Origin of the sequence: Hymenobacter latericoloratus (assembly GCF_014199535.1) — a bacterium.
In the GTDB taxonomy this organism is placed as follows: domain Bacteria; phylum Bacteroidota; class Bacteroidia; order Cytophagales; family Hymenobacteraceae; genus Hymenobacter; species Hymenobacter latericoloratus.
Genome location: NZ_JACHNV010000001.1, coordinates 372,942 through 398,102 on the forward strand (window position 1 = coordinate 372,942; position 25,161 = coordinate 398,102).

The 25,161-nt window shown below is 60.5% G+C and carries 18 protein-coding genes and 1 tRNA gene; 12 read left to right on the forward strand and 7 right to left on the reverse strand.

All coding sequences use genetic code 11. The features are described from left to right. Window positions 1-85 precede the first annotated feature (85 nt). Together GGU46_RS01710 and GGU46_RS01715 are read left to right on the forward strand one after the other, a co-directional pair. Window positions 86-160: transfer RNA gene (locus GGU46_RS01710), tRNA-Val, on the forward strand. Between the two features lie 111 nt (window positions 161-271). Further along, entirely contained in the window at window positions 272-1,180 is a 909-nt protein-coding gene (locus GGU46_RS01715; RefSeq protein WP_183401859.1) for a histone deacetylase family protein, read from the forward strand. 215 nt (window positions 1,181-1,395) lie between these two features. On the opposite strand, the gene GGU46_RS01720 is transcribed toward GGU46_RS01715, so the two are convergent. The 3 genes from GGU46_RS01720 to GGU46_RS01730 all read right to left on the reverse strand — a co-directional run bounded on the left by GGU46_RS01720 (window position 1,396) and on the right by GGU46_RS01730 (window position 4,564). Beyond that, window positions 1,396-2,106, reverse strand: coding sequence for a methyltransferase domain-containing protein (locus tag GGU46_RS01720; protein ID WP_183401860.1), 711 nt, complete (start codon window positions 2,104-2,106; stop codon window positions 1,396-1,398). 50 nt (window positions 2,107-2,156) lie between these two features. Continuing rightward, entirely contained in the window at window positions 2,157-3,335 is a 1,179-nt protein-coding gene (locus tag GGU46_RS01725; RefSeq protein ID WP_183401861.1) for a type III polyketide synthase, read from the reverse strand. Window positions 3,336-3,445: 110 nt separating this feature from the next. Then, window positions 3,446-4,564, reverse strand: a complete 1,119-nt coding sequence (locus GGU46_RS01730; protein ID WP_183401862.1) for an NAD(P)/FAD-dependent oxidoreductase — start codon at window positions 4,562-4,564, stop codon at window positions 3,446-3,448. Between the two features lie 175 nt (window positions 4,565-4,739). Between GGU46_RS01730 and GGU46_RS01735 the strand changes: the two genes are divergently transcribed. Further along, entirely contained in the window at window positions 4,740-5,120 is a 381-nt protein-coding gene (locus tag GGU46_RS01735) for a T9SS type A sorting domain-containing protein (RefSeq protein ID WP_183401863.1), read from the forward strand. A 435-nt stretch (window positions 5,121-5,555) separates the two neighbouring features. Here the strand turns inward: GGU46_RS01735 and GGU46_RS01740 are convergent, their stop codons facing one another. Genes GGU46_RS01740 through GGU46_RS01750 form a run of 3 tightly spaced genes read right to left on the reverse strand, consistent with a single transcriptional unit; the run spans window position 5,556 to window position 11,690 of the window. Next, window positions 5,556-6,632: a flavin-containing monooxygenase gene (locus GGU46_RS01740; RefSeq protein WP_183401864.1), complete on the reverse strand. Its 1,077-nt coding sequence runs from the start codon at window positions 6,630-6,632 to the stop codon at window positions 5,556-5,558. A 48-nt stretch (window positions 6,633-6,680) separates the two neighbouring features. Beyond that, window positions 6,681-10,292, reverse strand: a complete 3,612-nt coding sequence (locus tag GGU46_RS01745) for a PAS domain-containing hybrid sensor histidine kinase/response regulator (RefSeq protein ID WP_183401865.1) — start codon at window positions 10,290-10,292, stop codon at window positions 6,681-6,683. Window positions 10,293-10,322: 30 nt separating this feature from the next. Beyond that, window positions 10,323-11,690, reverse strand: coding sequence for a sigma-54-dependent transcriptional regulator (locus GGU46_RS01750; protein WP_183401866.1), 1,368 nt, complete (start codon window positions 11,688-11,690; stop codon window positions 10,323-10,325). A 490-nt stretch (window positions 11,691-12,180) separates the two neighbouring features. Between GGU46_RS01750 and GGU46_RS01755 the strand changes: the two genes are divergently transcribed. Together GGU46_RS01755 and GGU46_RS01760 are read left to right on the forward strand one after the other, a co-directional pair. After that, on the forward strand, window positions 12,181-14,256 hold the full coding sequence (locus GGU46_RS01755; protein ID WP_183401867.1) for a T9SS type A sorting domain-containing protein: 2,076 nt from the start codon (window positions 12,181-12,183) through the stop codon (window positions 14,254-14,256). 281 nt (window positions 14,257-14,537) lie between these two features. Continuing rightward, a complete protein-coding gene (locus tag GGU46_RS01760) occupies window positions 14,538-15,425 on the forward strand; it encodes a DNA/RNA non-specific endonuclease (RefSeq protein WP_183401868.1) in 888 nt (295 codons plus the stop codon). 740 nt (window positions 15,426-16,165) lie between these two features. Here GGU46_RS01760 and GGU46_RS01765 read toward each other — a convergent pair. Beyond that, on the reverse strand, window positions 16,166-16,735 hold the full coding sequence (locus tag GGU46_RS01765) for a DUF4468 domain-containing protein (RefSeq protein WP_183401869.1): 570 nt from the start codon (window positions 16,733-16,735) through the stop codon (window positions 16,166-16,168). 738 nt (window positions 16,736-17,473) lie between these two features. Between GGU46_RS01765 and GGU46_RS01770 the strand changes: the two genes are divergently transcribed. From GGU46_RS01770 to GGU46_RS01800, 7 genes are all read left to right on the forward strand, one after another. Next, on the forward strand, window positions 17,474-17,641 hold the full coding sequence (locus GGU46_RS01770) for a hypothetical protein (protein WP_183401870.1): 168 nt from the start codon (window positions 17,474-17,476) through the stop codon (window positions 17,639-17,641). Between the two features lie 332 nt (window positions 17,642-17,973). After that, window positions 17,974-18,840 carry a dihydroorotate dehydrogenase gene (locus GGU46_RS01775; protein ID WP_183401871.1) on the forward strand — a complete coding sequence of 289 codons (867 nt, stop codon included), beginning with the start codon at window positions 17,974-17,976 and terminating at the stop codon, window positions 18,838-18,840. Next, window positions 18,828-19,589, forward strand: a complete 762-nt coding sequence (pyrF, locus tag GGU46_RS01780) for an orotidine-5'-phosphate decarboxylase (protein WP_183401872.1) — start codon at window positions 18,828-18,830, stop codon at window positions 19,587-19,589. Before GGU46_RS01775 ends, pyrF begins: the two co-directional genes overlap by 13 nt. A gap of 8 nt (window positions 19,590-19,597) precedes the next feature. Further along, complete coding sequence (locus GGU46_RS01785; RefSeq protein ID WP_183401873.1) at window positions 19,598-19,912, forward strand: hypothetical protein; 315 nt, start codon at window positions 19,598-19,600, stop codon at window positions 19,910-19,912. Between the two features lie 7 nt (window positions 19,913-19,919). Then, entirely contained in the window at window positions 19,920-20,534 is a 615-nt protein-coding gene (gene pyrE / locus GGU46_RS01790) for an orotate phosphoribosyltransferase (RefSeq protein WP_183401874.1), read from the forward strand. Between the two features lie 126 nt (window positions 20,535-20,660). Then, window positions 20,661-23,693, forward strand: coding sequence for a phosphoribosylformylglycinamidine synthase subunit PurL (locus GGU46_RS01795; RefSeq protein WP_183401875.1), 3,033 nt, complete (start codon window positions 20,661-20,663; stop codon window positions 23,691-23,693). Then, window positions 23,693-25,144 (forward strand): phosphoribosylformylglycinamidine synthase subunit PurQ, encoded by a 1,452-nt coding sequence (locus GGU46_RS01800; protein WP_183401876.1) that lies wholly within the window; start codon window positions 23,693-23,695, stop codon window positions 25,142-25,144. Before GGU46_RS01795 ends, GGU46_RS01800 begins: the two co-directional genes overlap by 1 nt. The last annotated feature ends 17 nt before the right edge of the window (window positions 25,145-25,161 follow it).

Here is a 25,161-nt window from a genome sequence, read left to right on the forward strand (position 1 = left end):
AGAAATTTTGTACCCCTCCAAGAGTAATTATCTTTTGCAAAAGAGTACCTTTGGCCCCTTACGGCCGCCGCCAGTAGGTTTTGCCGGGGCGTTAGCTCAGTTGGTTCAGAGCACTACCTCGACAAGGTAGGGGTCACTGGTTCGAGCCCAGTACGCCCCACGTCAAAACCCCCGAATCCGAAAGTAACCGCTTGAAAAGGCGGTTATTTTTGTGTGGCCCCGCCGGCAAAGGCACCGGCCATCTGCCGCCGGATGCGTAGGTTCGCGGCCTATGCTTTCCATTGCCTGGGCTCCGCTGTATGCCCACCCCCTACCGGCCAACCACCGCTTTCCCATGCTCAAGTACGAGCTGCTGCCCGAGCAGCTGCTGCGCGAGGGCATTGTGCCGGAAAGTGCCTTCTTTCTGCCCCAGCCCCCACCCGATGAGCATATTCTGCGGGTGCACGCGGCCGACTACTACCAGCGGCTGCGCACGGGCCAGCTTACCCGCCCCGAGGAGCGCGCCACCGGCTTTCCGTGGAGCCCCGCGCTGATTATGCGCGAAACCACTATCCTGGGCGGCACGCTGGAGTGCGCCCGCCGGGCCCGGCAGCACGGCGTGGCCCTCAACATTGCCGGGGGCACCCACCACGCGTTTCGTGGCCGGGGCGAAGGGTTTTGCCTGCTCAATGACCAGGCCGCGGCGGCTGCCTACCTGCTGGCCCAGCCCGAGCTGGGGGTAGAGCGCGTACTGATTGTGGATCTGGATGTGCACCAGGGCAACGGTACCGCCAGCATCTTTCAACACGAGCCGCGGGTGTTTACCTTCAGCATGCACGGGGCCCGCAACTACCCCCACCGCAAGGAGCAGTCGGACCTGGACCTGGCCCTGCCCGATGGCACCGACGATGCCGCCTACCTGGACCTGCTGCGCGAAACCCTGCCCCGCCTGCTCGACCAGCACCGCCCCGATTTCGTGTTTTATCTTAGCGGGGTTGATGTGCTGGCCACCGACAAGCTCGGCCACCTGGCCCTCAGCCGCGAGGGTTGCCGCCGCCGAGACGAGTACGTGCTCGGCCTCTGCCACCAGCACCAACTGCCGGTAGTCGTGTGCATGGGTGGCGGCTACTCTCCTCGCATCGCCGACATCGTGGACGCCCACGTAAACACCTTCCGCGCCGCCGCGGCCTTGTGGGGGTAGGGATTGAAGTGGTGATGGAGTAGTTGAGTGAAGCGCGTCATGGCGAGGGCACCGAAACCGTCCTTCCTCGCCTCTGTGACAAGCCTGATAAATAGACAAGCCCCTGACGCTAGTACAGTCGTCAAGGGCTTGTCACATGTCAGGGGGTAGGGCGTTGGGCAGGACGGATGGCTTCGTCGTACCTCCTCGCCATGACAACCCGCCAGTTCACCATCTTACTGTTTCACCACTATCACCTGCCAGCGGAAGGCCCAGCGCCAGCGGAGCTGGTAGCGGGTGGTGCCGGCACCCGCCAATAGCCGCTCCCACTCGGGGCGCGTGAAGGCGCGGGCCACGGAAAGCGGGGCGTCGTGCCGGACCAGGCGGGAGCCGCCCAGCAGGCGCGTCAGCCACCGGATGCTGTGGTAGGCCAGCGGGTGGCGGTGCAGGTCGTTGATGATGACGGCCAGGGTAGCCTGGGCCTGCCACTGCCGCAGCAACTGGCTTAGCTGCTCATCCGGGAAGTGGTGGCAGAACAGGCTGGCCGTCAGCACATCAAAGGATTGCCGCTGAAACTCGGGGGAGAAGATATCGGCCTGTTGGTAACAGATTTCGGGGTAGGCGGTGCTGCGGGTGGCGGCGTAGTCCAGCATGAAGCGGTTGGCATCAATACCGGTAAGCTCTACGGCCACGCCCCGGCGGCGGGCCCAGCGCGCAATCTGGCGCAGGGTGTCGCCGCCGCCGCTACCCAGGTCGGCCAGCCGCAGGGGGCGGCCCACCGGAAAGTGAGGGCGCAGCCGGTCCAGCGCGTCCAGCACCGGGGCGTAGCCGCCCAGCCACGTATTGATGGTTTCCAGCTCGTCTAGGTTCTGCCGCAGTTCATCGGAGGCCAGGGTCAGGTCGTCCATCAACTCTTCTTCCGTGGCACGAACGCGGAAATCAGGCATGCTATAGAGTGCGCGGAAGCGGTAGGGAAAAAGGGAATCAGATAGGTGGCCTAAGCGGGTAGTATTTCGGCCGCCTGCGCGTGGTGTTCCAGGATGTGCTTTCGAGCTGAGGGTTCCGAACCCCAGGCCACAGTCAGGAGCATGGCTTCCAGCGTCAGGCCCGGCCCGAAAGCGAAGCTGAGCACCGGCGCACCGGCATCAGCGGGGGCGAGGGTGCGCAGCAACTCCCGCAGTACAAACAGCACCGTCGCCGACGACATGTTGCCGTAGTCGCGCAGCACCTGGTAGGCAAAGCGGTTATCGTGAGCCGTCAGGCCCAGCGCCTGCTCAATAGACTCCAGAATTTTGCGCCCGCCCGGGTGAATGGCAAACGCCCGGATGTCGGCGAGCTGCACCGGCAAATCGGCCAGCAGTCGGGCCGTGAGCTGCCCAATGCCCTGCTGAATCATGCGCGGCACGTACGAGGACAGCGTCATCTCAAACCCGAAGTTGTTGATGTGCCAGGCCATATCGGCGTGCCCGTCGGGCTCCAGGCCGCAGTGAAAGGCGGTTAGGGCCAGGCTGGGGCCGGCGGCCCGGGGCCGGCCCTGCACCAGCACGGCCGCCGAGCCATCCCCGAACAAGGCATTGGACACCAGATGGTCTTCCTCGGTGCTCTTCTGAAAGTGCAGGGTGCACAGCTCGGTACACACCACCAGTACGCGGGCCGCGGGAGTGGCCCGGCAGAAGGCATCGGCCAGCTTCAGGGCATTCACGGCCGCGTAGCAGCCCATGAAATTCACGCAGGTGCGCTGCACGTGGCCTGGCAGCCCCAGGGCCGCCACCAGCTCAATATCCAGGCCCGGCGCGTACATGCCCGTGCAGCTTACCGTAATCAGGTGGGTGATGCTGGCGGCCGTGGTTTCCGGGACCTGACGCAGGCAGTCCTGGGCGGCCTGCACCGAGAGTGGCAGCGCGTGGCGGCGGTACTCGGCCATGCGCTGCCCCACCGACGGAAACGGCTCCAGGTCAGGAGTGTTGGGGAAAAACTCGAAGCGGCCGTTGGCGCGGCCGTAGTCGGGTAGCACGGTGTAGCGCTGCCCAATGCCCGAAACGCGGTACAGGGCCCGGAGCTTGCGCGTGCCGCCCTCATCGAGCTGCAACGCGCCAGCCATGAAGTCGGCAATCTGAAGTTGGGGAATGCGGTGGGGCGGGTTGGCCGTGCCAATGGCACACAGGTAGCTACTCATCAGTGCAGTTTACGCAAAATACCTCCCGGGTGCTGTTCGTTTTTTTGGGATAGGGACGCAGGGATGTACGCACAACCTGGGCCGGCCGGATGAGGCGGGCATCAGACCAGCTAAAAGGCCTGCCCATGCGTGCGGCGCATCAGGGCCCGCAGGCCGGCCGGCCACAGGCGCAGCCCGGCAACAGCTACCTCGCTCAGTAAGGGCTGCCCAAACAGCTGCTGCACGGCCCGTCCTACCCGCAGCCGGGGGCCAAAGTGGTGCTGCCACTCGTGGTGGTAGGCGGCTTCCAGGGCCGGGCGGGTTGCCCGACCCCGCAGAAAGGCATCGAGGTGGGTGGCGGCCAGCTGGGCGCCGTGCATGGCCATGGCCATGCCGTTGCCGCAGAGCGGCGTAATCAGGCCGGCTGCGTCGCCGCAAAGCAGCACGTGGTTTTCCACGCAGGTTTTGGGCGCGAAGGAAATTTCGTTGATAACCTCGGGCTGCGGGTACAGCACCTCGGCGTGCTCCAGAATATGCCGCAGGTGGGGGTTGCGGGCCAGTACCTTAGCCTCCAGCTGCGCAATGGTGCCGTGGGCCTTCAGGTTGCGCCGGGTGGTGAGGTAGCAAAAGCAGTACCGGTCGTCTTCCACCGCCGAGATGCCCGCGTAGCCATCGGCAAAGTTGTGCAGGGCAATCAGGTTGCGGGGCATGGCGGGGTAGCGCAGGTGATATTTCACGCCCAGGTAGGGCGAGCGTTGCGCGAAAAACGGCCGCTCTAGCTGCCGGTCCAGGCTGCTGCGCTTGCCGTAGGCGCCCAGCACGGCCCGGGCCTGCAGCTGACCTCCGCCGGCCAGCTCCACGGTGTGCAGGTCGGTAGCCGGGTTGAAGGCCACGGCCGTGACGGTGGTTTGCTGCCGCACCACCACGCCCGCCGCCTCGGCCGCCGCGCACAGAAACGCATCCAACTGGTAGCGGCTGATGCCAAACCCCCCCAGATCGAGAGCCGAAGTGAGCAGGCGGCCAGCCGGCGAGCTGACCTGAAAGCGGGTGATGCGGGCCGGATTCAGGACGGCTACATCCAGGCCCAGGCGCTGCAGGTAGGGTAGCACCTCGTTGGAAATGTACTCGCCGCACACCCGATGAAACGGATACTGCCGCCGCTCCAGCAGCGTAACGGCGTGGCCGCGCCGGCGCAGGTCCAGCGCCGCGCACAGTCCGCCCAGGCCTCCGCCAATAATGACAACGTCCAACTTATTTCGTCTGCTAAAAAGGTGGAAAAGAAGATAAAAGCCCGGCCTTTATCGAAGATCAGTTATATTCTAGCCCAAGTAGCTAAAACCCCTGTTACTTTTGTTAACCTAAACCCGTGTCTGTCGTTTATACGCATTCCGCTCAGGCGCAATTCTGTTCCTCCCACCACGTTGTATGATGAAACCCTTACGCTATTTAGGCTTCTTCGTTTTGCTTGCCTTAGGGCTCCGGCAAGGGCTGCCATCGGCGGCGGCCCAGCCCACGGCGCCCCGGCCCGCGCCCGCGGCACGCCCGGCCGCCGAGGAAAAAGCATTGCTGGTATATCCTAACCCGAGCACGGGCATTGTGCACATTGCTATCAACGGATTTGAGGGGCGCAAAGTGGAGTTGCGCGTACTGAACGTTATTGGCTCGGTTATGTACCGCGAAACGCTAAGTGAACTCAACGACCGGGAAACCCGCACCCTCGACCTGAGCAAGTTCGCCAACGGCCTGTACTACGTGAAGCTTGAGGCCGATAACGCCAGCGAAATGCGCAAGCTCGTTATTCGCTGAGCGAAAGGCCTGCCCATCTGACTACCGCCATTCCAGTATTGATGCAAAAAGCAGCCCGAGGGCTGCTTTTTGCATCAATACTGGAATGGCGTATCTACAGCAAGCAAAAAAGTAGGAGAAAGGCCAGAAGCTGCCTTAAAAGAAGAGCGCCCCCGCCGCAGGCGGGGGCGCTTTGGTATGGAAAGGCGGAAGCCCGGAATTAGCGGCCGTTGTTGGCGCGCACCGGAACCGGCTTCAGCATTGCTTTCACTTTGTTCACCGTGTCGAGAGCAAGCAAGGCAGTTGCTAGTGCAATCCCGAAGAAAATAAGCAACGTCATACAAAAAGAAATTAGGAGAAAAAGAAAACGCAGCCCCCAGCAAGTCTATGGTCGGCTATCCGTGGCTGAGCTGATACAAGTATAACCCTAAACTACCCTTGGTAGTTGCAGCATAATTATGTCTTTTTCAAGAGAGACGCCACCACGTAGGCCGCATCAGAACCGGCCCCGCCCATGAGGGCCGAGCGGCGGCTGTGCAGCCACGGTAACCCCAGAAAGGCTAGGCCCGGGACCGGGCTCAGCCCGCGTGCGTGGCGGGGCTGGCCGGTGGGGTCCAGGGCGCCGGGCACCTGCAGCCAGCTGTAATCGGGCCCGAAGCCGGTGGCCCAAATAACGGCGCTCAGGGGTGGAGTAGCGTAGCGCTGTCCCTGTAGGGTAGCGGCGGCCGTGGCATGCAGGGCCCGCCCAATGAAGTGCACGTTCGGGAATTGCCGCAGCCGCCGCAGGTCCTGGCGAACCACGGGTTCAGGGCGGCTGCGCAGCAGGCGGCCCACCACCGAGTTGCGGCCGACTTGCAGCAGCCCGGTGCCTAGCAGCAAGACCCACATGGCCGTATTGTTGGGCATGGCCGGGGTTTTCTCATCGAAGGCCACAAATACCTCGCGCTGACCAGCGGCGGCTAGGTCGGCGGCTATCTGCAGGGCCGAGTTGCCGGAGCCTACCACCGCCACGGGGCCGGAATCACTGATTTGGGCCGGGCGCAGATACTGGCTGCTGTGCAGCTGCTGGGTGGCCGGCGGTAGGCTCTGGCTGAAGGCAGGTACTTTGGGGGCCGTGTACGGACCGGTGCACACAATCAGCTGCCGGGTGCTGATGCGCCGGCCAGCAGCCGTCCGGACCAGAAAGCCCCCGGGTGCCGGCTGCACGCTGGTTACGCGCTGCCCGGTTTCTATTGGCAGCCGGAAGTGCTCGGCATACTGGCGCAGGTAGGCGGCTGCCTCCTGCTTGGTGGGGTAGCGGCGGCCGCGGCCGGGCCAGGGCAGTCCCGGCAGGTTGCTGGCCCAGGCCGGCGAAAACAGACGCAGCGAATCGTAACGGCCGGCCCAGACTTCACCAACGGCGGCGCGCTCATCCAGCACTACAAAAGGCACCCCGGCCCGGCGCAGGTAGTAGGCCGCCGCCAAACCGGCTTGGCCGGCCCCAACTACCACGGTATGCACTTCCGACGAGCAAGAATCAACAGCAGAGTTCATCGTGCATAGTACACCACTGGCCGCACTTAAACCAGCGCGGCCCTGTCGTTAGGGGGTTGGCTCTTCCGAGGAAAACTCCTGCCGGAGCTGCCACACTACCTCCTCCACCACCTGCCGCACCTGCTGCACCCCGCGCCGCAGCAGGGGCCATTCGGCCGACTCGGGGGTGTGCGCCGCGGCCTCCAAATCGCGCAGCACCGGGCGGAGCGCCTGCACCTGCAGCCCGTCGATGGAGCTTTTCAGGTGATGGGCCGCTGCGCCCAACTGCGCCAGGTTTTGATTTTGCAGGTGGGTTTCCAGCTCGGCCACTACCGGCGGAGTGGTGTTGATAAATAAGGTAGCCAGCCGCCGGACAAATTTTTCGTCGTTGTTGGAAAGCCGGCGCAGCCCGCTCAGATCATAGAGCTTGCCGGCCGGTAGCGGGGTCGGATCCGGGTTGGCGCCCATGGCCGGCAGCGGGGCCTCGGGGTAGGTTTGGGGAAGGCCATGGGGGTAGAGCAGCCCGGCAATGGTTTGGAAGAGCGCTTCCTCCCGGAAGGGTTTGGAGAGGTAACCGTCGAGGCCGGCAGCCTGGTAGCGCTCGGCCTCACCGTGCATGGCGTGGGCTGTAAGCGCGATGATAGGGGTAGCGGCGCGCTCCGGGTCGGGGTGTTCGCGCAGCAGGCGGGAGGCTGCTATGCCATCCATGCCAGGCATCTGAATGTCCATGAGCACCACATCGTAGTGGTGCTGGCGAAACAGAGTTAGAGCCTCGGGGCCCGAAGAAGCCGTATCTACTTCCATGCCCCAGCCCCGCAGCATTACCTGCACCAGCAGCTGGTTTACGCGGTTATCTTCGGTGAGCAGTACTCGGCGGCCCCGCAGGCGCTGGAACTCGGGTGTGGGGGTAGGCGGTGGCGGAGCGGGCGCCGCCGCTACCCCAAAGCGCAGCGCAAACCGGAAGGTGCTGCCGTGGTGGAGGCGGCTTTCGGCCGTCAGCTCGCCGCCCAGCAGCTCCACCAGCCCCCGCGAAATGCTCAGGCCCAGCCCAGAGCCCCCGTACTCGCGGGCGGTGCTGGCCTCGGCCTGGGTAAAGGGCTCAAACAGCTGCTGCAGCTGCCCCTCCGAAATACCGATGCCCGTGTCGAGCACGGCAAACTGGTAAGTCAGCTCGTCCGGGGTCTGGCTCAGGCACCGGCAGGTAAGCAGCACGTGGCCTTTATCAGTAAACTTGATGGCGTTGCTGAGCAGGTTCAGAATAATCTGCCGCAGGCGGTAAGGGTCGCCCACCACCCAGCCCGGGGTAGGCTCCGGCGGTAGCTGTAGGCGCAGACTGATGCCTTTTTCGGTGGCTTTGGGCATCAGGGCCTGGCAGCTGGTTTTCAGCACTTCCGTCAGGTCAAAAGGCACTGACTCCAGCCGCACGCGCCCGGCTCCCAGCTGGGCCATGTCCAGAATGTCGTTGATGACCACCAGCAGGTGCTCGGCCGAGTGGCGGATATGGTGCAGGTACTGCTGCTGCTCGTCGGTGAGCGGCGTTTTGGCCATGAGTTCGGCTAGCCCCATGATGCCGTTCATGGGGGTCCGGATTTCGTGGCTCATGTTGGTGAGGAAGGTCTGGCGGGCCTGGGCATTCTGCTCGGCGGTTTCCTTGGCTTCCTGCAGGGCCTGGCCCGTACGCTTCAGCTCCGTAATGTCATTATCGACGCCCAGCACCTGCACCGTGCCGTCGGCCAGCACGAAGGGGCGCTTGATGCTATGAAACCAGCGCATCTGACCGTAGGCGTCGGTGAAGGTGTCTTCCTGGGCTACCTCCTGCCGGCTCTGGATAACCAGCTCGTCCTGCACGCGGTAGCGGGCCAGGTCCGGAAACATCTGCTGGAGCTGCGGGGCGGGCGTTTGCAGCAGCTCGTCGTTGCCCAGGTTGTAGAGGTGGGCGGTAGCCTGGTTGGCCAGAATGTAGTTGCCGTTGCCGTCTTTGAGGTAAATCAGGTTAGGCACCGTGTCAATCACCTGCCGGAATAGGCGGTTCTGCTCGGCCAGGCGGCGGTTGGCCGAGCGCCGCTGCTCATCCGCAATTTTCCAGCGGGTAATATCCTCCGCCGAGCCCACAATGCGCTGTACCTGCCCGTGTTCGTCGCGCTCAAAGGGAGTATTGCTAATGCGCAGCCACCGAATAGAGCCGTTGCGGTGGTACAGGAAAAACTCCAGGTGCAGAATCTGCCCGTCGGCTACCCGCGCTACCTCATCAAAATGCCGCAGCACCCGCTGTTTCTCCGACTCCGGCATGAGCTGGCGCAGCATGCTCTTGCCCATGTACTGCAGCTCGTGCTCCGAGTAGCCCAGCATGGTTTCAATGAAGCGGTTGCAGTACACGTTGGCCTGCGTTTCCACATCGTATATATAAATCAGGTGCGGGGTGGTGTTCGTAATCCGCTCCACGAACAGGCGGCTCTGGCGCAACTCCTCCTCCGTGGTGCGGCGCTCCGTCACGTCGGCCGCCGAGCCTACTATCTGCCACACGGTCCCGTCGGGGTGGCGGGTGAAAGCGGTGCTTTTCAGGCTTAGCCACCGCCACTGGCCGTTGCGGTGCTGAAACCGGTACTCAGACGTGGACACCTGGCCTTCACTCAGGTTCTGCAGGAAAGATTGTTTCCGGCGTACCGTAGCCAAGTCTTCCGGATGAATGAGCAGCTGGGTGAGCTGGGAGCCCATTTCCCGGATTTCCTCCTCCGTGTAGCCCAGCATGGGCTCCACCTGGCGGTTGCAGTAAAGCACCGTGTACGAGTCCATATCGAACAGGAACACAATGTCCGGAACCGTGTCGTTGATGCGGGCCGTAAACAGCTGGCTGCGCACCAGCTCCGCCTCCGCGTGCCGGCGCTCGGTAATGGTGGTCAGGTACACGTTAGCTTCTTGCTCCTGTAGCAGCGGGGCAATGGTCCAGAGGTAGAACTCGTCGCCGAGGCGCTTCTCTACGGTGCGCGGCTGGTGGGTATTCAGGGCCTGGGCAATTTCCTGGCGCAGCATCAGCAGGCTGTCGAGGTTGCTGACCTCCGACAGGGCCGACAGCACAGGAGTAGCCGCCGGGTTAGCGTACTGGGCTTCGGCCTCGCGGTTAAACCGGATAATGGGCTGCGGGCTTTGCTCGGCCAGGCGCGAAAGCTCCTGCACCCGCTGCTGGGCCTGCTGGCGCACGGTCGCGTCCTCATAGCTCCAGATATGAAGCATGGTTACCCCATTCTGCACAATGGGCAGGTAGTCCTGCTGCAGAATGGTGCCGTTCTGCAGCGGAATCAGCAGGCCGCTTGCCCGCTGCTGGGCCTGCCGCAGCTGCTGGTTGCGTGCGCGGCTACCTTGCTCATCCTGGCGCAGAACCCGGCCCTCCTGCACTAAGTCCAGGCTTTGTTTGCCCAGGTAGTAGTGGGGTGGGTGGGGCAGCCCGAACAGGTCGCAGAGGCGCTGGTTGAGCAGGGTGATAATCCGGTTCTGATCTTCGGCCAGGATGCCAGTGCTCATGGTTTCCAGCAGCGCCGTCGCCTGGGCCGCCGCCGCCGAGGTCCGGGCTTTGAGCTCCGTTACCTGGCGGCGGGCCTCCTCACAGTCGGTTTGGGCCTGTTGCCAGGCCTTCCGGGCCTGGCGTAACTGACGCTCCAAGTGACGAGTACTGATAGAACTCATAAGATAGTAACTAGCTGGCTAATCTGGGTTTCAGCGAATCCGCACTTCGTTGTTCTGAACCATACGATAAATAGTGGACTTTCCGATTTGCAGCTTGGCCGCTACCTGCAAAATATTTCCGTTGTGCTCATCCAGATAACGCTGCACAATGCCAGCCATCTGCACCCGCAACGACTCGTTGGTGGTGGCCCCGGGGGCGGCAGCCTCAGTGGGGCCGTGGCGCAGGGGGAGGTCCTGGGGCTGAATTTGGTCGTTTTCAGCCAGCACCGCCGCCAGCTCCACTACCGCTTTCAGCTCCCGCACGTTGCCCGGGAAGTTGTACTGCAGCAGCTTCTGCTGAGCCGGGCCGGAAAGCGAGCAGGAGGCCATATTATTTTGAGAGCAGAAGTCCTTTAAAAAAGCCTCCGCCAGCAGCAGAATATCGTGGCCCCGTTCCCGCAGCGGCGGCAGCATAAGGGGTAGCCCGAGCAGGCGGTAGTACAGGTCTTCGCGGAAGCGGCCTTCTTTCACCTCCTGGCTTAGGTCGCGGTGCGTGGCTACCATCAGGCGGGCGTCGAACGGGATGCGCGAGTTGCCGCCCACCCGGGTTACTTCCCGCTCCTGCAGTACGCGCAGCAGCTTGGCCTGCAGCCCCAGGTCCAGCTCCGAAATTTCATCCAGAAACAGGGTGCCTTTGTGGGCTTCCTCGAAGCGGCCGATGCGCCGGCCAATGGCCCCGGTGAAGGCGCCTTTCTCGTGCCCAAACAGCTCGCTCTCCAGCAGGTCGCGCGGAATGGCAGCCACGTTTACGGCCACAAAGGCCCCGTCGCGACGGTCAGAGCGGAAGTGGATGGCCTTGGCTACGAGCTCTTTGCCCGTACCGGTTTCCCCACTGATGGAAACCGTAATGTTAGTGCGGGCTGCTTTGTCGATGAGGGCGTACAACTGCCTGATTTGAGGGCTCTCACCCAGAATAGCCCGTTGCGGATCGTACTTCTGTCCAATCTGCTCCTTCAGGCGCGTATTCTCCTGGCGCAGTTCCAGCTGCTTGCGGATGTTGCCCACCGTGTTCCACAGGCGGTCGGCGGTTTCTTCGTCCTTTACGAGGTAGTCATACGCGCCCTGCCGCAGCAGGCCAATGGCGGTTCGCACATCTTCCTGCCCCGAAATAGCAATAACGGCCACCTCAGGCAGGCGTTCCTTGATCTGGCGCAAAACCTGGTCACCGGTGCCATCGGGTAGAGAGTAGTCCAGGGTGATGATGTCAGGCTTGTCGCCCAGGTTATCCAGGCAGGCCTGGGCAGTGGTGAAGCGGCGGATGGAGTAATCTGGATTCTGAGCCAGCTTGTACTCAAGTAGCTCACCATACCAGGCATTGTCCTCGACAATGAAGATGGAAACAGGTAACGGTACGCTCATGGGGGTAGGGAAGGCCCAGAAACTGCATCATCTTATATAATCTGCTTTTCCGAAAAAGGGAGTATATAAGGAATGTTCAATTTTCAGGCAGGGGTTTTCAATAGCTCAAGACAGGGCAAAAACGGGCATGACTGCGAGTATAAGCGGGAAATATGGGGATACCAAAAATTCTCTTTTTTAGAAAAATAATCCCGGAATGGGACAATATATACATTTTATTCTAGTAATAAGTAATTGGTTATCAGTTGCTTGATAGTTTATTGGCAATCTGGCGAATGAATTGATAAGCTGAAATAGCCCTTTTAACTGCAGTGATTATCAATGTATTGCCCCTGCCATGAAGTTCTTCTACTCCCATTTCCTAGGTCGGCCACTGCTGGTGGCACTTGTTCTGCTGTGCTTCGGAGTCCACACCGGTTGGGCTGCTAGCGCCCCTATTTACTCTAATACTGGCAAAGAGGGCGCAAGCTTCACGCGCACTTGCACTACGGTGCTAGGTATCACAACCTGCTTCGGCAACATCTCGAACCCGGAGCTGGCTACTGATAGTGATTTTAACTCCGCCGCTACCATGAATGTGCCAGCCTCCCTGCTAACGGGCTCGGTGCGGCTGCGCATGAACCTAACCGATGTTGCTCCGGCCAACTACCGGGCCGGCGTGGTGGTAGAGCGCGAGGGCGATGCCTTGAATCTCTTGGGGTTAAGCTTGGCCAACGCCATAGTAGTCAGAACTTACCTGAAAACTGGTGCCACGGTAACGCTGCAGGAAGAGTACCCGGTAGATGTTAACTTGGCAAACACCCTGCTGGGCAGCAACGCGGGCAAAATCAGGGTAGAGTTTGTGGCTGCCAAGCGCTTCAACCAGATAGAGGTAGAAGCCGCTTCCGTGCTGAGCCTGGGCTATGGTCTGAACGTGTACTACGCGTATGCTATTGACGCCAACGTAGTAAACAGCGCCAACGGCTATGTTTCCCGTTTTGAAACTCCCAGCCCTAGCACGTATAGCACAGAGGTACTGACCAACAGAATCAGTGTGTGTGCCAATTCCCGGGTCAGCAATCCGCTGAGCGCCGTGGATAAAGACCTGACGAATTATGCTACCATGCGCTCGTTGGTGGATGTGAGCTGCCCCACTACCCTGCGCACCCAGCTGGAAGGTACCGCGCCGGCGGGCTACCAGGCCGGGTTTGTACTGGGTAGCGGCAGCCTGCTCGACGTGAAGGCCCTGGACGGGTTGCGCGTGACGACGTACCTGGGCGGGGTAGCGCAGGAGTCGGGGGCGGGAGCTAGCCTGCTGAACCTGGGGGTGCTGGGCAACCAGCAGTACAACGTTAGCTTCCCAACCACCAAACCTTTCGACCGGGTCGAGATTCAACAAACTAAAGTGCTCAGCGCCCTGGACGATTTGCGCGTGTACTACGGCTTTGGCGTGGAGCCCCGCGTATTCCGCGACCTGGAGCCTCGGTTATCGGAGTTTGTGGACCCTGCCGGTAACTACCAGGTAAACGGCAGCTTGGTTTGCGTGAACTGCTCAGTAACCAACCCCCAGAACGCGGCCGACAACGATGTGAAGAACAACTACGCTACGATCCGCACCGGCCTGAGCTTGGGCGGAACTACCCGCCTTAAGCTCCGCCTCGACGGACCCGGCCGGGCCGGCAACGTAGCGGGGGCCGTGTTGGGGCTGGGCGCTGGCCTTCTGGATGCGCGCCTGCTTTCCAACGTCCGGATCAATACCTACACGGGTACTCCCGGCAGTGCTCCCGGCAGCACCGATGGCGGGCAGCTGGTTGAAAGCGCCGTGGGCAGCTCTCTACTGAATCTGGAGCTGCTGGCCGATGGCCGGCAGGAAGTATCTTTCCTTACTACCCGCGACTTCGACTGGGTTGAAATTGAGCTGACAAACGGCGTAAGTCTCCTGGACAACACGCAGGTGTACTACGGGTTTGCGGAAGATCGTCCCGTGGGCTTCCCGTCGAATATTACTGTTCCCCGGCCCCTGCCGGTACAACTGACCAGCTTTACTGCCCGACCAAGCGGGGCGGTAGTCAACCTGGCCTGGCAAACCGCTACCGAGCTGAACAGCAGCTTCTTTGTGGTGGAGCGCTCGGTGCAGCCTGCTACCGGCTTTGAGGCCATTGGGCAGGTAGCCGCCGCTGGCTCCTCTTCCTCGGTGCAGCGTTATGCGCTGCTGGACCCCACGGCCGGAACGCAAGGAGCTACTACGCTCTACTACCGCCTGCGGCAGGTAGACCGGGATGGTACTGAGGTCTATTCTTCCGTGGTGGCAGCGCGCTTGCGCACGACGCCAGTTGCCTTCGCGGTTTATCCCAATCCAGCTTCCGCCTCCGACGTTCTTCGGGCCGAGTTGCCGGTTCTGGCCGAGGGAGCCTACCATCTATCGGTGTACAATATGCAAGGGGCGTTGGTGAGCCGACAGCAGGTGACGCAGCAAGTCCTGGAGCTTACCTCCTTACGGCTGCACGCTGGCCTTTATCAAGTGGTGTTAGCTGACGCCTCCGGCCAACGCATTGCCACGCAACGGCTGGTGGTGAGCAGCCGCTAATACTTATCCTTTATAATTACCCTATCTTTCTTTCATTCTATTGTTCTTGGAGAGGAAGCCCCGCTGTTGCAGGTCAGCGGGGCTTCATCCGTTATAGCGTATCCTAAATAGTACAAATGTTGGGCGGTTAATTTGTATAACATTAAGGCATAGTTGTATTGTTTCTGGAAAATGATAATATTACGGTAACCTTGCGCCGGCTTTTAGCTCCCAACTTTGCTCCGCCAAGAAACTACCGTAGTACTGCTTTTCCCATCCAACCAACCATAACACCTTCTTTTATGCACCGCACCCTTTCCCGCGTGCTGGGCCTGGCCCTGCTGACCAGTTGCGTCGTTTCCTGCTCGAAAAACGAGGTAGCCCCCACCACTGCCCCCGTAGCAGCTCCCCAGGCCGCTGATGCTACCGCCACCCGTGACAGCCACCTGACGATGGGCAACCCCAGCGGCGCAACCGCCAACACCGCCAACTACTGGAACTACCTGGTGTCAAAAGCCCAGTTCACCATGTCGTATCACCGCGACCGGGGCACGCCTAACTGGGTAAGCTGGCACCTGAGCAGCGCGTGGCTGGGCAGCACTCCCCGCCAAGATAATTTCGCCCCCGACAACACACTGCCTACCGGCTGGTACCGCCCCACGAGTACCAGCTACACGGGCTCGGGCTTCGATCGTGGCCACCAGTGCCCCTCCGCCGACCGCACAGGCTCCGTGGCGGATAACTCGGCTACGTTCCTGATGAGCAACATGATTCCGCAGGCCCCCAACAACAACCAGCGTACCTGGGCCAACCTGGAAAACTACTGCCGCACTTTGGTAAACGCCGGCAACGAGCTGTACATCATCTGCGGCAGCTACGGCAAAGGCGGTACCGGTTCTAACGGCTACGCCACTACCCTCGATGCTGGTCGGGTAACTGTTCCGGCTCAGGTATGGAAAGTGATTGTGGTGCTGCCCAACGGCACCGGCGATGCGGCCCGCGTTACCAGCAGCACCCGGGTTATTGCCATCAACACGCCCAACAACAACTCTCTGCTTACCACCTGGGGCTCATACCGCACTACCGTTGATGCCATTGAGGCGGCTACTGGTTACGACCTGTTGTCGGCCGTATCAACTTCTGTGCAGAGCGTGGTAGAGGCCCGGGTTGATAACGGCCCTACCAGCTGAGTTGGTTGTCCTCGTAAAAGTGCAAAACCTCCGGTCTGCAGGTCGGGGGTTTTTGTTTGTATCTGTCCCACGAGTGGGTTTCGGTTGCCTCTCATCGGGCAGAACCGCGTATTTACCCTCCGGTTATTGATATTAGTCTAATTCAGACTTCAGTGGCCGGGTGGATATCTTATTTTTGCAGTGAGTGAAGTGAGGATGGAAATGCGAGTTGGAATAATGGAAAAGCCGCGCTGCAACGCGGCTTTTCGCTTTTACAAGTGGTTGATAAAAAGCTGGTAAGGAGGCATAACCACTCCAGAAAGAGCACTGGCTGGGTGCCAGGTCGGCCAGTGGGTGCGCCGCTCTGCAAGTAGGTTGGTGTGCAGCCGTGGCAGCTACTTGCTTTCCTGAAATAATTCCTGTCGGGGGTGTGGCCGAAGCCGGGAAATACGGGGGCTCTCACCGCCTGCGGCTCCTGCATCATTCTCAGTGCGTTGCCTGTACGCCAGCGTTACCAGGAAATGCCCGTCGGCGTTAGTGTTGCTGTGGTTCTGCCTGAGACAGGCAGCGTACCCAGGGCACCTGAGTTCAAATTCGCTATAGGAATAACTCTCAGTAGCTTCCGCAGACTTAAATTCTGTGCGGGGCCGGCTCAGCCCGGTACGGCCTGAGGCAGGTGGTGTTTGTATATGCATAACACGAGGCCGGTTGCGCAGCCTATTCACTGCGCAACCGGCCTCGTTCAGCTAGTAGGTAAAAAATTAGTTTTCGCCCCCAGCCACGCCAATATGACCCTCCGCGGGGGTACTGTTCATGTAAGAGCGGAACGACATGGCAGCCTCGCTGGCGAGAGAGACTGCCTGGGCCGTAAGCCGCCGGTCGTTGTGAGTGCGGTCGTTGCTTTTTTCAGCACGTAGCTCAGACCGGTACTCGTCAAACGAAATTATCTGGGTGGGTTGCTTCGGATCTGGCATTACCCGGAAGGAATTCACACTGTACTCATAGCCGTTATCATTGGCCCTGAATACAAAGTCAAACAGCACCGCTACCTCTTGGTCTTTCCCCTTGGTATCAACTCGTTTCAGTTTGCTGGTGCCCGTTATGCGTACCGCCCCGGCGCCTTCCTCTGTTTTCAGGCCCGAAGCAGGTTTATACGCAAACTTATTCTGGCTCCAGTCGAGCGCGCGCCGGTAGAGCGCCATTTTGCCGGCTCCCTCCGCCGGCACTCGCTCGCTGTACTCAATACTGGTCGGCGCATCGGACTGGGCCCATGCCTCCGGTGCCAATGCCAGCATACCGATCAATAACCAACCTAGTAGTACTTTTTTCATGGTGAAAGGAGAAGAAAACTAGAAAACGGAAGAAAAAAGCTTTGTACAACAAAGATAACAGCTACGCGCCGGCTCGGTAATAATAACAAGATTATAAATATGTTAAGATAACCCGAGAATGAGCGAAGCTAGCAGTTGAAGGTATAGTGCAATACCTGAGCAGTTGCATTACTGATTGAACTTTACCAATTAAGCTCACGATTAGTGCTCATAAAGTAAAGTAGTAAGTTACTAATTTTGCATAATTCCGGTAACAGTGCTTGTGGTTATAATATGCGCACACAAAAACAGAGTAACCAGGTAGCAAATACAGGACCAGACTGTAATAATCCGCTGCGGGAAGGGCGACAAACGGATTTAGTTGAAAAGCAACACTATAGAGCGCACGGCAACGAGGGTACATCCGTAACCGGGGGGTAGGGAATACGTAACATTTTAATAACACAAAGGTAACCTGGTCTCTATTGCGCGGTCAACAGCTACTAGTACTTTTGCGACGTGCTTCACCTCAATCAATATCCATTGAAGAAGCGCGGGGCCTTCCACGAGAGCGTCCTGCGGGATGAGCAGAAAGCTGTTTCCCCCGTTAATCCTTTCGTTTTTATTGGTTTTGCGGCTTTCACCGCTTCGGTTTTCGAAGCGGTTTTTTTGTGTCCGGTCCGCTCGACTAGCTAGGCTAAAACCAGCCTGCGTCCCCGCCTATTTAAACTTCTTTTTAGCCCCCATACTGGTCAACCCATGAACGACAATACCCTCGCGCCGCAGATGGTAGCTGCTGCTCCTGCCGTCACCCGCAACATGAACCTGACCGTGGGTGCTGGTGTAGGCATGGCCCAGTTCATCCTCGGTCAGGAAGCCATCCGTTCCTGCAGGCCCTTCCTGCTCAACTACTACAACAGTATCTAGTCTGAATGTTGGGCAAGCGTCTGGTCTTCAGCTGGGCGTATTGTTTTTATCAGGTGCTGGCTGCCAGCTGCCAGCATCTGACAGTGGCAACTGAATAACCCGAAGTCCACCCAACGGCGGCATCGGGGCGAGGTGGCACAAAATGCGGGGTGATAGATATCAGGGGGGATTCTGACGTAAGTCGGTCCGCAAATTGGCCACCTCGTTTTCGGGGGCAGCAAGAATTGTAGCTAACTGCTCCGGCCTCGGCCGGCGGTAGTCTCATCTAATTTTGCTGGGCGCGCACCATTACCGGGGCACGCTACCGGCGAAATCGTAACGTTTTAAGACCTATGCAACTCGGCAAACTTACCCTGCAGAACCCGGTGTGCCTCGCAGCCGCCTCCTGGCAGCTGGATGGAACGGGCTACGAGCGGCTGGGGGCAATTTTCACCCGCACCGTAACCATGGAGCCTAAGCCCGGGCTCTATGAGGAAGGCATCTGGCAGGTCGCCGACCAAACCCTGCTCAATGCCACCAACATGCGCACCGAAAGCGCGGAAATTCTGGTGCAGGAGCACCTGCCCACTTTGCGGCGCTACGGCGTGCCGGTATTTGTGAGCATTACAGCTCCCGGCATTCCCGGTTTTCGTAAGATTGCCCGCTTTCTGGCCCGCGAAGCCGGTGAGCTGATTGCCGGGGTGGAAGTGTACATGGCCCAGCCCGACACCGCGAAAGGCGAGGAGCTCAGCGCCCGGTTTGTACGCGAAGCCACCCAGGCCGTGCGCAACGAGCTAGGACCCGAGGCCGCCGTGATAGTCAAGCTGCCGCCCTGGCCGGAACACATCCGGGGCCTGGCCCTGGGAGCCCAGGAAGGCGGCGCTACCGCCCTGGCCGCCACTAACCTACTAAAAGCCCTACACCTGCCCGCCGATGCCACCGCCGCGCCCGTGGCCGGTGGCCTCTCCGGCGAGGCGCTCCGCCCCGTAGCCCTGCGCTGCGTGTGGGAGCTGGCCCACGATGAACGGCTGACGCTGCCCATCTTTGGCACCGGCGGCGTGTTTACGGCCGGCCACGTCACGGACTACTTGCGGTGCGGAGCCAGTGCCGTGCAAATTGCCAGCGGCGAGTGGCTGGAACCTGGCCTCACGGCCCGTCTGGCCACTGAGTGCGGGCATCTTACAACCGAAACCGTTTCATCCTCCGAATGGAAAAGCTAACTCAACGCGTACAGGCAGCCAACTCCCTCCTCTGCGTCGGCCTCGACCCCGTAGGCGATGATGCGCAGGTAGTTCGCCGCCTGGCCGAAGTGATTGACCAGACCAGCAAATATGCCGCCGCTTTCAAGCCCAATCTGGCCTTTTTCCTGAGCCGGGAAGATGGCGTGAAGCTGCTGCGCGAAACGGTGCAGCGTATTCCTGAAAGCATTCCGGTAATTCTGGACGGCAAATTCGGCGACATTGCCAACACCGCCGACCATTACGCCCGCTTTGCCTACGACGTGGTGGGAGCCGATGGCGTGACGGTGAACCCTTACATGGGCGACGACGCCATTGTGCCCTTCGCGCGCCCCGATAAGCTGGTATTCGTGCTGGCCAAAACCAGCAACAAGCCAGCGCATTCCCTGCAGGATGTAGCCCTCACCCGCGGTGGCACTCTTTCGGATTGCGCTGCCAGCGTAGCCCGCAAGCTTGATGAGCAGCACGGCGGCATCGGTCTGGTAGTAGGCGCCACCAACGCCGATGCTGTAGCCCGCATGCGCAGCCTCGCGCCTGACCAATGGTTTTTGGTGCCCGGCGTAGGAGCGCAGGGCGGCGACCTGCAGGCTACACTGAAGGCTGGCTTGCGCCCCGATGGTGCGGGCCTCCTGATTAATACCTCACGCGCCCTGTGGCAAGCGGCTGATGCCGGTGCCGCCGCGCGGGAGCTGGCAGAGCAAATCAATCAGTTTCGGCCGGTAGCGGTGTAGCAGTGTCAATGCTAGCCAACTACAAACCAGTTCAAGGACGATTCAATGTAATAGACAGCTTTGCTATTCCACGACGCAATGAGTTTTATCTGATAGGACAGATTGCGGAAGGAACGATACAGGAAGGCTGGTATGCACATATTTCCCTAAACGGCTCACTGGCATTGTCCATAAGAATTGAACGGATAGAATATGCCTTGATGAAAGCACGGGACGAATATCCAGTGCTGGTTATTGCGGCTAATGATGAAGAAGTGGACTTGTTACTGTCACTTTCAATTGGTTCCGAACCGATAATGATTTCCACTGAAGGACCCGAATAAACGCTTAATGACTTCTCCCCAAACCACCCTCACCTCCGAAACCCTGGAGCAGCAACTGCTGCAGGAAGACGCGCTGCTGCGCGGGCACTTCCGGCTGTCCTCCGGCCTGCATTCCGACACCTACGTGCAGTGCGCCCGGTTTCTGCGCCGGCCCGATCTGGCGGCTCCTGCTGCGGCCGAGCTGGCCCGTCGGATTCAGGAGGCAGGGTTGCAGCCCGATGTGGTGGTGGGCCCGGCCATGGGCGGCGTGGTGATTGGGTATGAGCTGGCCCGGCAGCTGGGCGTGCCCGGCATCTTTACCGAGCGCGACGATTCGGGCCAGATGACCCTGCGGCGCGGCTTTACCATCGAGCCCGGCCAAAAAATTATCATTGCCGAAGACGTGGTAACTACCGGCAAGAGCACCAACGAGGTAGCCCGCGTGCTGGAAGGGCTGGGCGCAAAAGTTTTGGCCGTGGCGAGTTTAATTGACCGCACGGGTGGGAAAGCTGCGCTAACTTTTCCGAACTTTGCCCTGCTGCCGGTAACGGCGGCCACCTACGCACCCGATGATTGCCCGCTTTGCCGGGCAGGTATTCCGGTGGTGAAACCCGGCTCCCGGCCGGAAAAAGCGTTTTCTTAAACCTACCGCGGCGGCAACCGGCCCGGCGGCAAGGCATTTTCGGCGTACCCTGCGCGGGTATGCTTCCTCACGCGGGCACTTTTGCCTACGCGTGGGAAACCCGAAAAATAGATAACCACCCTCCTTTTGGACGCTACCCAAAGAACCATACAGCTTCTGCTCAAGCCCGGCCAACATGATGGCGAGGGCCAGCGCGTAGCCGAAGCTGCCCAACGTCACCTCGGCCTAACTACCGGCCGGGTGCAAAGCACCGCCCTCTACACGGTGCGTTACCCCCTTTCGGGCGAGCAACTGCGCGACTTCGCCACCCACTGCCTCCAGGACCCGGTGCTGCACGACGTGGCCCTCGATGAGTTCCGCCACGGCGCCGACTACAAAAGCTACATCCTGGTGGCTAAGCTGCCCGGCGTGACCGACGACGAAGGCATCTCGGCCCAGAACGCCCTCGGCGACTTCCTGAACCAGCCGCTCGACACCCATACCCAGCACATCTTCAGCAAACGGCTCTACTTCCTAGAGCACGAGCTGCCGGAGAGTAGTCTGCGCCGCCTGGCGGAAGAGCTGCTCGGCAACAAGATGATCAACCGCTTCGAGGTCGGCCCCATAGCCCAGATTCGCGACTACACGCCGCGGCCGGGCGGTGGGGCCGAATCTATTACGGACACCGTGCCGCTGGTAGGCCTTTCCGATGAGGAGATGGTGAAGCTGTCGAAAGACAACCTTTACGCCCTGAACCTGGAGGAAATGCGCGCCGTGCGTGACCATTACACCAGCATCTCGGAGGAGCGCCAGGCCGCCGGCCTGCCCCAGGACCCTACCGACTGCGAGCTGGAAATCATTGCCCAGACCTGGTCGGAGCACTGCAAGCACAAGGAGTTTTCGGCCGTTATCAAGTACCGGGATGCCGACACGGGCGAGGAGTTCGAAGTGGATTCCTTGTTCAAGACCTACATTAAAAACGCTACCTCCGAGGTAGACCGCCAGCTCCGCGCCAACGGCAACGACTGGCTGATTAAGGTGTTCTCCGACAACGCCGGCGCCGTGCGCATCAACCCCGAGTCGTTGTTTGTATGGAAGGTCGAAACCCACAACTCGCCCTCGGCCATCGACCCCTACGGCGGAGCCATTACCGGCATCTTGGGCAACAACCGCGACCCGCTGGCTACCGGCATTGGGGGCGCGCGGTTGCTGTTCAACACCAATGTGCTCTGCTTCGGCAACCCCGAGTTCAGCGGTACCCTGCTAAGCAACCAGCTGCACCCGCGCCGCATTTTCGAAGGTGTGCGCAAGGGCATTGAGGACGGCGGCAACAAGTCGGGCGTGCCCACGGTGAACGGCGCCATTGTATTCGATGACCGGTATGCGGGTAAGCCGCTGGTGTACTGCGGCACCGGCGCCGTGATGCCCATGCAGCTGGCCGGCCTCGACTCGTGGGAGAAGAAAATTGACGCCCAGGACCGCATCATCATGGCCGGGGGCCGGGTGGGCAAAGACGGCATCCACGGCGCCACCTTCTCCAGCATCGAGCTAGATGAAACCTCGCCCGCCACGGCCGTGCAAATCGGCTCACCGATTACCCAGAAGCTGGCCATGGACTTCCTGATCCTGGCGACCCGGCGCGGCCTCATCAAGTGCAGCACCGACAACGGCGCGGGCGGCTTGTCGTCCAGCATCGGCGAGCTGGCCACCATCAGCGGCGGGGCCGTGGTGGAGCTGGAGAAAGTGCCCCTGAAGTACCCGGGTCTGCGTCCGTGGGAAATCTTCGTGTCGGAGTCGCAGGAGCGGTTCTCGCTGGCCGTGGAGCCAAGCAAGATGGCTGAGTTGATGGCCCTGGGCCAGGAAATGGAAGTGGAGCTGACCGATATCGGCTACTTCACTTCGGATGGTAGCCTCGACGTGCGCTTCGATGGGGAGCCGGTGGCGCGCATTGATATGGAGTTCCTGCACAACGGCGTACCGCGCAAAGTGCTGGATGCCGAGTGGACCAAACCCACGGCTCAGGAGCCCGCCCTACCCGCCAACCTCGACTATACCGACGTGCTGAGCCGCCTGCTGGGCAGCCTCAACATCTGCTCCCGCGAATCGGTGATTCGGCAGTACGACCACGAGGTGAAGGGCCGCACGATTATCAAGCCGCTGATGGGTACTACTGGCCAGGCCCCGCAGGATGCCGCCGTGGTGCGCTTCAACTTCGAGAGCTGGGAGGGGGTAGCCGTGAGCAACGGAATTCTGCCCCGCTTCGGTGATTTGGACGCCTACCATATGTCGGCTGGTGCGTTTGACGAGGCCGTGCGCCAGATTGTAGCGGTGGGAGGGAAGCTGCCCAACCTGAGCTACGGCGACGGCAACTTCTGGTCGGTGAACGACAACTTCTGCGTGCCCGACTCGGTGTACGACCCCGCCACTAACCCTGATGGCAAGCACAAGCTGGCCAAGCTGGTGCGCATGTGCCAGGCCCTGCGCGATGCTACGGCGGCCTACTGCATCCCGCTCACGAGTGGCAAGGACTCGATGAAGAACGACTTCAAGGCCGACGGCGTGAAGATTTCGGTTCCGCCCACGGTTCTGTATTCGATGACCGCCAAAATCGAGGACGTCCGCCGCACCATTACCTCCGACTTCAAGCAAGCCGACGATGTGGTGTACCTACTGGGCGAAACTTACGACGAGTTGGGCGGCTCGGAGTTCTACCAGCTCTTTGGGAAGCTAGGCGCCAACGTACCCAAAGTACGGTTCGAGGAAGCTAAAGCCCTCTACACCCTGATGGGCGAGGCGAATGAGAAAGGCCTCATTCAGTCTTGCCACGACTTGTCGGATGGTGGCCTAGCCGTGGCCTTGGCGGAAGCCACGTTTGGTCACGGCTTTGGCGCCGATGTGGAGCTGCCCGCTACTGGCCTAGGCCTGTCGGCACAGCTGTTCTCGGAGTCGCACTCCCGCTTCGTGGCTACGGTAGCTCCCCAAGATGTAGTGGCTTTCGAGCAGCACTTCGGTGCCCGCGCTACCCGCCTCGGCGTGGTAACCCAGGACGGCCGACTCACGGTGCGCCACGGCGGCCAGACGGTCATTTCAGCCAGCACGACGGCCCTGCGCCACGAGTGGACGAATGGCCCAGTAAACAGAATTATCGGCTTCGGCCAGCACGAAGCGGCGCAATCCTAATGGAAGAACAACCCAAACTGCCGGACCTGAATACGCCTCCGCGCCCGCAGCATGACCACTCCGGCCCTACTACTGACGCCGATGGCAACCTGCAGGTGCTGGGCTTCAAGAGCGTAGATGCTGGTCATGAAACCACCGAGCCCTTGAAAGGAGCGGAAGAACAAGCTGATAACCGACAACTGGCAACCGGCAACTCAACAGTGCGCGCCCTCATCCTGACGGGTTTCGGCATCAACTGTGAAGAGGAGTTTGCCGCCGCTTACAAGCTGGCCGGCGCTGAGCCCACCATTGTGCACCTGAACCAAGTGCTGCACGGCCACGTCAGCATCCACAACTACGACATCCTGAACTTCCCCGGTGGCTTCAGCTTCGGCGACGACCTGGGCTCGGGCGTGGTGCTGGCCAACAAGCTGCGCTACCGCAAAAACGCCGAAGGCCGCACCCTGCTCGATGACATCAAGCAGTTCATTGCCAACGGCAAGTTCGTGATGGGCATCTGCAACGGCTTCCAGGTGCTGGTGAAGCTAGGCCTGCTCCCTAACCTGAGCGGCAACGTGACGCCGGAAGTAACCCTGACGCACAATGCCTCGGGCCGCTACGAAGACCGGTGGGTGCGCCTGAAAGTCAACCCGAAGTCGAACTCTCCCTTCCTGAAAGGCATCGACTCAATGGAAGTGCCCGTGCGCCACGGCGAAGGTCGCCTGATCATCAAAGGCGAAGAAACCCTGGCTGAAATTGAAGCCCGCGCCTTGAACTGCCTAGCCTATACGGATTTCGACGGCTCGCCGACGGACGTGTACCCGCACAACCCCAACGGCGCCGACCTGAACTGCGCCGGCCTGACCGACACCACCGGCCAGGTCTTCGGGCTGATGCCTCACCCCGAGGCTTTCCTGTCCCTGTACAACCACCCCGACTGGGCCCGGCGGAAACGGGCGAATCCGAGTCTGAGTGAGGAAGGGGATGGGCTACGCCTGTTCCGCAACATTGTGGAGCACGTGGCGTCGTGGCCTCACCCCCCGGCCCCCTCTCCTTCAGAGAGGGGGAGCCACGGCGGCGTGCAGGGGCAGCCTTTGCACTTGACCGCTAATAAAGAAGCGTGGTTCAAGGGGCTGAAAGAGCACGGCGCGGAAATGCGCAAGCAGGCTACTGAGGCTGAGGATTTTTTGTGGGAGCAGCTGCGCAATCGGCAGCTAGGCGGCTATAAGTTTCGTCGGCAGCACACCATTGAGAATTTCATTGTGGACTTCATTTGCCTGGAAAAGCACCTGATTATAGAGGTAGATGGCGGTGTGCATGGAGAAGCGGATCAGGCGGAATACGATGCTGGCCGCACGCACGAGCTGGAAGCACTTGGATATAGAGTAATCCGCTTCCAGAATGAGCAGGTGCTGACACAAACCAGTGAGGTGCTCCAGGAAATCTATCAAACTCTCGAACAAAGCGTCTAACGCATATACTACGCCGC